This is a genomic window from Rhodococcus sp. P4_B6, from assembly GCF_056402215.1.
In genome coordinates, this window is record NZ_JBFUHV010000263.1 from 1 (window position 1) to 8,670 (window position 8,670).

General features: G+C 69.5%; 7 protein-coding genes and 1 pseudogene. 6 read left to right on the plus strand and 2 right to left on the minus strand.

Annotation, left to right across the window (positions count from 1 at the left end):
• From AC1DWT_RS47490 to AC1DWT_RS47515, 6 genes are all read left to right on the plus strand, one after another.
• A partial coding sequence (locus AC1DWT_RS47490) for a DEAD/DEAH box helicase (protein ID WP_477925926.1) occupies window positions 1-1,367 on the plus strand: 1,367 nt, incomplete at its 5' end.
• Window positions 1,364-2,137, plus strand: a complete 774-nt coding sequence (locus tag AC1DWT_RS47495) for an SWIM zinc finger family protein (RefSeq protein WP_072945990.1) — start codon at window positions 1,364-1,366, stop codon at window positions 2,135-2,137. The genes AC1DWT_RS47490 and AC1DWT_RS47495, both read left to right, overlap by 4 nt.
• A 60-nt stretch (window positions 2,138-2,197) precedes the next feature.
• On the plus strand, window positions 2,198-5,209 hold the full coding sequence (locus AC1DWT_RS47500) for an ATP-binding protein (protein WP_477925927.1): 3,012 nt from the start codon (window positions 2,198-2,200) through the stop codon (window positions 5,207-5,209).
• A 48-nt stretch (window positions 5,210-5,257) separates the two neighbouring features.
• On the plus strand, window positions 5,258-6,682 hold the full coding sequence (locus AC1DWT_RS47505) for an FAD-binding oxidoreductase (protein WP_072945994.1): 1,425 nt from the start codon (window positions 5,258-5,260) through the stop codon (window positions 6,680-6,682).
• Window positions 6,683-6,762: 80 nt separating this feature from the next.
• Complete coding sequence (locus AC1DWT_RS47510) at window positions 6,763-7,242, plus strand: DUF1990 family protein (protein WP_241031286.1); 480 nt, start codon at window positions 6,763-6,765, stop codon at window positions 7,240-7,242.
• Window positions 7,243-7,354: 112 nt separating this feature from the next.
• Window positions 7,355-8,098: a GntR family transcriptional regulator gene (locus tag AC1DWT_RS47515; protein WP_072945999.1), complete on the plus strand. Its 744-nt coding sequence runs from the start codon at window positions 7,355-7,357 to the stop codon at window positions 8,096-8,098.
• Between the two features lie 19 nt (window positions 8,099-8,117).
• Here AC1DWT_RS47515 and AC1DWT_RS47520 read toward each other — a convergent pair whose 3' ends face one another.
• Window positions 8,118-8,582 (minus strand): PTS sugar transporter subunit IIA, encoded by a 465-nt coding sequence (locus AC1DWT_RS47520; protein ID WP_206012820.1) that lies wholly within the window; start codon window positions 8,580-8,582, stop codon window positions 8,118-8,120.
• A pseudogene (locus AC1DWT_RS47525) lies at window positions 8,579-8,670 on the minus strand (PTS sugar transporter); the annotation flags it as partial. The pseudogene AC1DWT_RS47525 and the gene AC1DWT_RS47520, both read right to left, overlap by 4 nt.

Below are 8,670 nucleotides of genomic sequence, written 5' to 3' on the forward strand. Positions count from 1 at the left end.
GGGCGGTCCTGGCCGACGACATGGGTCTCGGCAAGACGCTGCAGTTGCTCGCCCTGCTCGCACACGAGAACGCCGCCACGCCCACCCTGCTGGTGTGCCCGATGTCGGTGGTCGGCAACTGGCAGCGTGAGGCGGCACGCTTCGTTCCCTCGCTGCGGGTGCTGGTGCACCACGGTCCGCAGCGGCTGAGCGGTGACGACCTCGCCGCCGCCGTGACACAGAGCGACCTGGTGATCACCACGTACGCGCTGCTCGCCCGCGACGTCGCGCAGCTGAAGGAGCAGGACTGGCGGCGGGTGGTGCTGGACGAGGCGCAGCACATCAAGAACGCGAAGACCGGGCAGGCGCGGGCGGCCCGCAGCATTCCGGCGGAGCATCGGGTCGCGTTGACGGGCACTCCGGTCGAGAATCGGCTGGACGAACTGCGCTCGATCCTCGATTTCGCGAATTCGGGCATCCTGGGTTCGGAGGCGATGTTCCGCAAGCGTTTCGTTGTGCCGATCGAGCGGGAGCAGGACGAGACGGCCGTCGCCCGGCTCCGCGCCGTCACGTCCCCGTTCGTGCTGCGCCGCGTCAAGACCGATCCCGCCGTCATCGCCGACCTCCCGGACAAGTTCGAGATGACCGTCCGCGCCAACCTCACCGCCGAGCAGGCCGCGCTGTACCGGGCGGTGGTCGACGACATGATGGCGCAGATCAAGGACAAGAAGGGGATGAAGCGCAAGGGCGCCGTCCTCGCCGCCCTGACCAAACTCAAACAGGTGTGCAACCATCCGGCGCATTTCCTGCGCGACGGGTCGGCGGTGATGCGGCGCGGACAGCACCGCTCCGGCAAGCTGGGGCTCGTCGAGGACATCCTCGACTCCGTCGTGGCAGACGGCGAGAAGGCGTTGCTGTTCACCCAGTTCCGTGAATTCGGTGATCTCGTCACCCCGTACCTCGCCGAACGTTTCGGTACCCCCGTACCGTTTCTGCACGGGGGTGTTCCGAAGCAGAAACGCGACGACATGGTGGCCTCGTTCCAGAGCGACGACGGGCCGCCGATCATGATGCTGTCGCTGAAGGCCGGCGGAACAGGGCTGAACCTCACCGCGGCCAATCACGTCGTCCACCTCGACCGGTGGTGGAACCCGGCCGTCGAGAACCAGGCCACGGACCGCGCGTTCCGGATCGGCCAGCGGCGGGACGTGCAGGTGCGCAAGCTCGTGTGCGTCGGCACCCTGGAGGAGCGGATCGACGCGATGATCGCCACCAAACAGGAGTTGGCGGATCTCGCCGTCGGGACGGGCGAGAACTGGGTGACGGAGATGAGCACCGAACAGCTGGGCGAACTGCTGCGGCTCGGCGACGAGGCGGTGGGCGAATGACGAATCGGCGCCCCGGACCGTACTTCGGTCAGTACGGCCGGCGACGACCCGTGACGGGCGGGCTGGAGGCACGGTCCCAGCGGGGATCGTTCGGCCGCACGTGGTGGGGTCGCGAATTCGTCGACATCATCGAATTCGTCGCCGACAAGGGCCGGATGAGCCGCGGTCGGAGTTACGCGCGCAGCGGTCAGGTGATCTCGCTCGAGATCGCAGGCGGAATGGTGACGGGGGAGGTTCAGGGCAGTCAACTCCAGCCGTTCGTCGCGACCGTCTCGATCGATCGCCTCGACGAGTCGGAGATCGCCGAACTGGTCGCGGTGGTCCGCAGGCAACCGGGCAGCCTGGCGATGCTGGCGGGCGGCGGGGTTCCGGAGGTTCTCGGCCCCCTGTTGCTGCCCGCCGGGGCGTCCGCGCTGAACTACGACTGCACCTGCCCGGACGACGGGTGGCCGTGCAAGCATGCGGCGGCGGTCGCGTACCTCGCCACCGAGCGCATCGACGAGAACCCGCTCGAGATCCTGACGTTGCGCGGCGTCGATCTGGACATGCTGATCGAGGGCGTCGGGGGCGACTCCTCCGAATCCGATGTCGACGACTGGTTCGGGGACGAGTCCTCGTTGCCCGGACTGCCCGACGCCGACTTCCGGGCAGCGATCGACGACCTCGACCCGCTCCTGCTGCGGAAGGCGATCCGCTCGGTCAGTGAGGACGAGCGTGCGGTGGACGCCGCGATCCGGGAGCTGAAAGCGCTGTACCAGCACTTCCGCTGACCGTGCGATGATGAATGACGCGGAAGCTCGCCTCGTTTCGCGACCGGGAGCTGGTCAGTCATGGTGACGGTCTACCTGCTCGGCGAGCAGCGCGTGTCGAACCCGGAGGACGACGGGGCAGGCACCGTCTCGTCACGGGCGATCGCGCTGCTGGCCTATCTCGTGCTGCACGCCGGTCTCGCCCAGTCCAGGACCCGTCTCGCCGGGCTGTTCTGGCCCGAGTCGAGCGAGCAGCAGGCTCGCACCAACCTGCGGCGGGAACTGCACAACCTCCGTGGTCTCCTGGGGTCGGATGGTGCGCCGACCGCGGACGGGCCGACGCTGACGTGGACGGACTCGCCGTCGTGCCGGGTGGACGTCGACACGTTCCGCAACGAGCGGGCGGCAGCCCTCGCCGCCCTCGCCGATTCCGACACCCCGGCATTTCTCGAACACGCGGACTGCGCGATCGACACCTATCGCGGTGACCTCATGCCTGGGGCGTACGAGGACTGGGTCCTCGACCATCGGGACGTGCTGCGCCGGGAGTGCGTCGAACTCTGCGAGGCGACGGTGCGGGTGCTGCGGGACTCGGGTGAGGTGGAGGCGGCGACGACGTGGGCGCGTCGGCGCATCCAACTCGACCCGCTGGCGGAGGCCGGGTACCGGACGCTCATGGAACTGCAAGCCGCATCGGGTGACCGGGCGGCGGCGATGACCACGTATCACCGGTGCGCGGCGGTGCTGGAGACCGAACTCGGGGTCGCGCCGGGCGCCGCGACCACCCGGCTGTTCGACAACCTGCTGGGCGAGCAACCCGCCGCGGCTCCCCGGCGCGAACGCGTTCGGACGGCGATGCCCGCCCTGATCGGGCGGGAGCGCGAATGCGCGGAATTGCAGCGGCGGTGGCGGCAGGCCCTCGACGGCAGGCAGGGGCTGGTGCTCGTCTCCGGTGACGCGGGGGTCGGCAAGACCCGGTTGACCACCGAACTCGCGGAGATCGCTCGTGCCGACGGGGCAGTGGTAGCGACGGCGCGGTGTTTCGGACTGCCGGGCCGCGTCGCGCTCGCCCCCGTCGCCGAGTGGCTGCGCAGCCCGGAGTTTCGGTCGGCGATCGGGTCGCTGGATCCGTTGTGGAGGGTCGAGGTCGAGCGGCTGGTCCCGAGCGTCGAGTCCGCGCCGCGGCCGGCGACGTCCCGGGCGATGGTCGACGCATGGCAGAGGCACCGCTTCTTCGAGGGGACGGCGCGCGCGGTGCTGTCGCCCGGCCGGCCGGTCCTGCTCGTCCTCGACGATCTGCAGTGGTGCGACGCGGAGACGACGGCGTGGCTGGCGTTCCTGCTGTCCCTCGACACCCATCTGCGGGTACTGGTCGCGGCGACCGCCCGCACGGACGAGGCGCAGTCCCGCCGCGACGTGAGGGACGCGTTGCGGGCCCTCCGGTCGGCGCGACTGGTCACGGACGTCGAGGTGGACCCGTTGACCGCGGACGGGACCGTCGAACTGGCGAGGTCCCTCGGTGGCCGGGTGCTGGATCCTGCGGAGGAGGCGGTCCTGTACGCCGCGACCGCGGGCTACCCGCTGTACGTCGTGGAGGCCGCCAGGATGGTGCCGGGCACGGATGCGACCGGGGGCGGCGGGGGCGCCGGCAACCTCGGCGAGGTGTTGGCCCGGCGACTCGGGCAGTGCTCGGAACCGGCCCGGGACGTCRCAGGCCTCGCCGCGGCCCTCGGCGCGGATTTCGATCTGGACCTGCTCAGCGAGGCGAGCGACCTGGACACCGATTCCCTCGTGCAGGCGGTGGACGAACTGTGGCGGCGCAGGATCGTCAGGCCGGCGGGCACCGGGTACGACTTCGTGCACGACCTGGTCCGGGAGGCCGCGTACCGCTCGGTCGGTCCGCCGCGACGCTGGCTCCTGCATCGGCGTCTGGCGCAGGGACTCGAACTTCTGCACACCGGCCGCACCGACGACGTGGCCGGGCAACTCGCCGAGCAGTATCGGCGCGGCGGCCGCCCCGACCGTGCCCTGCATTATCTGCAGCGCGCAGCCGAGGTAGCGGCAGGCGTGTTCGCGAACGCCGACGCCCTGCGGCTCTTCAGGGACTGCCTCGACCTTCTGGAGGCGATGCCGGTGGGCCGCAATCGGGACGCTCACGAGGTCGACGTGCGCCAGGGCATGTCGGCGCCGCTGACCACCCTGTACGGATACTCCGACCCTCAGCTCGAGCGGACGCTGGACCGCACCATGGAGTTGGGGCAGCGACTACGCAGGCCGAAGGTGGTGCTCGGTGCGCTGATCGGATTGTTCGCGGTCCACTTCGTGCAGGGGCACACCGCGCACGCCTACGGGCTCGGCGTGCGTGCCCTCGAACTGTCCGCGGCGGATCCGGAATTCGAGGGTCAGGCGCATTTCGCGGTGGCGGGCGGCGCCCTCGGTCTCGGCAGGCCGAGGGAGGCGATCGAACATTTCGACATCGCGCAGCGATCGTTCTCGGACGACTATTCGTTCATCCTCGGAACGCGGCTCGAGGTGCATTGCCACGCGTGGAAATCGCACGCGTACTGGATGATCGGCGACGAGCAGGCGGCCGTGCAGGCGTCCGCGGATGCCCTCGAGCTGGGCAGGGCCTGCGGCCACCCGTACAGTCTCGCGGTGGCGCTGGGGTACGCGTCGGTGCTGCATCAGGTCCGGGGCGACGACACCGCGCTGCTCGCCTCGCTGACGGAGTTGCGGCAGCTGTGCGAGCGCTACCACTTCGCCTACTACAGCCAGTGGTCTCAGATCCTCGAAGGCCGGCTTCTCGGCGGCGAACCGGGAATCGCGAAGATCTGCGACGGGCTCGCCGCGTTACGACGGCAGCGGGCGTTCGCGCGGATGCCGTACTGGCTCTCGTTGCTGGCGGAGGTCCAGATCGACGCCGGGTCGGTGGACGCCGCCCGCGCCACCCTCGATGCCGCCCTGATCGCCGCTGAGCAACACGACGACCGGTGGTGGTTGCCGCAGGTCCTGCGACTTCGTGCGGACGTCGGACCGTTCGCGGGTGGGGTTTCGGCGCGAACGGTGCGCGAACGCCCGATTCCTACGGTGTGAATTACCAGGCACTGCCCGTTCCGGGGCCGCCGATCCGAGGAGAAGGTCATGAGCACCACCACCAGTTCGACACCGACGACGTCACCGCCTTTCACGGAACTGGCCGCGTCTCTGCGCGGAGAGTTGATCATGCCCGGCGACGCCGGCTACGACGACGCGCGGGCCGTGTACAACGCCATGATCGACCGTCGTCCCGCGGCCATCGCGCGGTGCGCGAACGCCGCGGATGTCGTCGCGTGCGTGCGGTTCGCGCGCGAGCAGCACGTCGAGCTCGCGGTTCGCGGAGGCGGACACAACGCGGGAGGACTCGGCGTGTGGGACGACGCCCTCGTGATCGATCTGTCGGGTATGCGCGGGACCACGGTCTCGCCCGCCGACCGGACCGTCCGGGTCGACGGCGGGTGCACCTGGAGCGACGTCGACCATGCCACCGTGCCGTTCGGCATGGCCACCCCGTCCGGGTTCATCGCCTCCACCGGTGTCGGCGGGCTGACGCTGGGTGGCGGGATCGGCTACCTGACGCGCCGTTTCGGTCTCACGGTGGACAACCTGCTCTCCGCCGACGTCGTCCTCGCCGACGGCACCCTGGTGACGGCGAGCGAGCGGTCGCATCCGGACCTGTTCTGGGCGCTGCGGGGCGGCGGCGGGAACTTCGGTGTGGTCACGTCGTTCCAGTTCGCGTGTCACGAGATCGGCGACCACGGAAATGTCGTCGGCGGGCCGGTGCTGTACGACCTGGAGGACACCCCCGACGTGATGCGGTGGTACCGCGAACTCCTGCCCTCACTGCCCGAGGAACTCAACGGCTGGATCGGCCTGCTGACCATTCCGCCGGCGCCGCCGTTCCCCGAGGAACTGTGGGGCCGCAAGGCGTGCGGCATCATCTGGTGCTACACCGGCGACCCGGGCAAGGCCGACGCGGTGCTCGAACCGATCCGCGAATTCGGTAATCCACTGCTGGTAGGGGTCGGCGAAATGCCCTTCACAGCATTGCAATCGGCCTTCGACGCACTGTACCCGGCGGGATTGCAGTGGTACTGGCGCGCAGACTTCGTCCGCGAGATCTCCGACGAGGCCGTCGACATCCACCTGGAGTTCGGCCGTCGGCTGCCCACCGGCCATTCGACGATGCACATGTATCCGATCGACGGCGCGGCGACGCGGGTGGCCGAGGACGGCACGGCGTTCGCGTACCGGGACGGCGGCTGGGCGGGCGTGATCGTCGGGGTCGACCCGGATCCGGCGAACGCCGAGGTCATCACGGACTGGGCCAAGCAGTACTGGGAGGCCCTCCACCCGACGACCGCGGGCGGGGCGTACGTCAACTTCATGATGTCCGAGGGTGAGGACCGGGTGCGTGCCTCATACCTCGGCAATTACGACCGGTTGGCGCAGGTGAAGGCGAAGTACGATCCGGACAACCTCTTCCATGTGAATCAGAACATCCGTCCCGCGGCCCGGTCGGAGCAGTAGGCTGGGCGACCTCCCGACCGAGAGGATCGACCGTCATCAGTACCTCCGGAGACGACCTGCCCGCGTTCACGTACCCGGAGGTGGGTGCGAGCCGCGACGTTCCGTTCCCGGCGGGATACCACCATCTGCGTGAGCAGAAGGTGATCGGTGACGGGGCAGACGCATTCGACGCGGCCGCCGCCCACCTGTGTGCCTGGGGGATGCACCGCGGCGCGGGGCTCGAGGTGCGGGCCGAGGCTCCGACCGCCGTGCCCGGCTCGTCGGTCGAACTGCGCTGGGGGATCGGTCCGTTCCGGCTGACGTTCTCCTGCCGGGTCGTCTACGTGCTCGACGATCCGCAGCGCAAGGGCTTCGCGTACGGCACGCTGCCGGGTCATCCCGAGCGCGGCGAGGAGAGCTTCGTCGTCGAACAGCGGCCGGACGGCACCGTCGTCGCGACCGTGTCGGCGTTCTCGAAACCGGGGCGGTGGTTCACGCGGCTCGGCGGGCCCGCTGGCCGGGTCGTGCAGAAAGCGATGACGCGCAGGTATCTCGAGGCGCTGGCCGCCGCGGCACGGTAGGCCCGGGCGCCCGGATCACGTATTCTCGGTGTTGGACCGGACCGGACGGGACCTTTGGAGTCCGACCGACTGATCCGATGTGTCCGACCCTGACAGAGCTGGAGCCGCCGGCATGATGCCCGTACATCTACGCGACAGCGTGATTCCGAAGCACGAGCAACTCCGTGCCATCCTGCTGCACAAGTGCACCAAAGAACTTCAGCCCGGCGACCTGATGACCAGTGAACGAAAACTGATGCAGGACTACGGCGTCAGTCGCATCACCGTTCGCGAGGCGATCGGGCAGCTCGTCAACGAGGGGCACCTGGTCCGGGTCCGTGGCAAGGGCACGTTCGTGGCGCATCGTCCGGTGCAGTCGAAACTCCACCTGGCCTCGTTCACCGAGGAGATGCGGGCGCAGGGCCACAAGCCGACGACGGTCGTGCTGCAGAGCGAGGAGGACGCGGCGCCCGAGGCCACCGCGAAGGCCCTGCGGATCGCACCGGACACCAGCGCCTACCACGTCAAACGGCTGCGGCTGGCCGACGGCGAACCGGTCAGCGTCGACGACGGCTGGTTCAACGCTGCACTGCTTCCCGGCCTGCTGGACCTCGACCTCACCGGGTCGATCTACCGGGCCACCGCCGACCGGTACGGCATGCCGATCGACCGGGCCGAGCAGACCGTCAGCGCCGACGGCGCGAGCCAGGAGATCGCGACCCTGCTCGGCATCAAGAAGGGCGCCCCGGTGATGTACTTCGACCGGGTGTCCTTCAGCGGCCCCACGCCGGTCGAGCACACCCGCAGCTGGTACCGGTCCGATCGCTACCAACTGCAGATGGAAGTTCAGGGGGAGCGGACTCAGCGCAGCGTCTGAGCCCGGCAGCCCTCTGTTTCTACTGCGCCGCCCAGGCGAACAGGACGTCGCCGGTGGTCACGTCGGACCCGATGGTGTCGGTGCACACCGAGTCCGGCTTGGAATCCATCACCACGATCGGGCAGACGGCGGAGTACCCGGTGCCGTCGATCTCGGTCGGATCGAACCGCACCACGGGGTCGCCGGCGTCGACCTCGTCGCCCTCCGCCGCGAGCAGGGTGAACCCCTCGCCCTTCAGCTTCACGGTGTCGATTCCCAGGTGCACCAGCACGCCGCCGCCCGCCGAGCCCAGGATGACGAACGCGTGCGGGTGCAGTTTGAGGATCTTGCCCGAGATCGGCGCGAGCACGTCGAGGGCGCCGCGGTCGCGTGCCGGCTCGATCGCGACTCCGGAACCCACCATCTGTCCGGCGAACACGGGGTCGGGCACGTCGGCCAGGGCGAGCACCCGGCCGGGCAGCGGTGCCTGCACGGACAGGCTCACAGGATGTCCTCGATGTCCTCGGCCAGGGTGTCCGCCTCGGGACCGACGATGACCTGGACGACGCTGCCCGCCTTCAACACCCCGTGGG

What these genes read in the sequence shown, in the direction of transcription:
- AC1DWT_RS47515 (WP_072945999.1), top strand. Translation starts at nt 7,355, where the DNA reads ATGATGCCCGTACATCTACGCGACAGCGTGATTCCGAAGCACGAGCAA.
- AC1DWT_RS47505 (WP_072945994.1), top strand. Translation starts at nt 5,258, where the DNA reads ATGAGCACCACCACCAGTTCGACACCGACGACGTCACCGCCTTTCACG.
- AC1DWT_RS47495 (WP_072945990.1), top strand. Translation starts at nt 1,364, where the DNA reads ATGACGAATCGGCGCCCCGGACCGTACTTCGGTCAGTACGGCCGGCGA.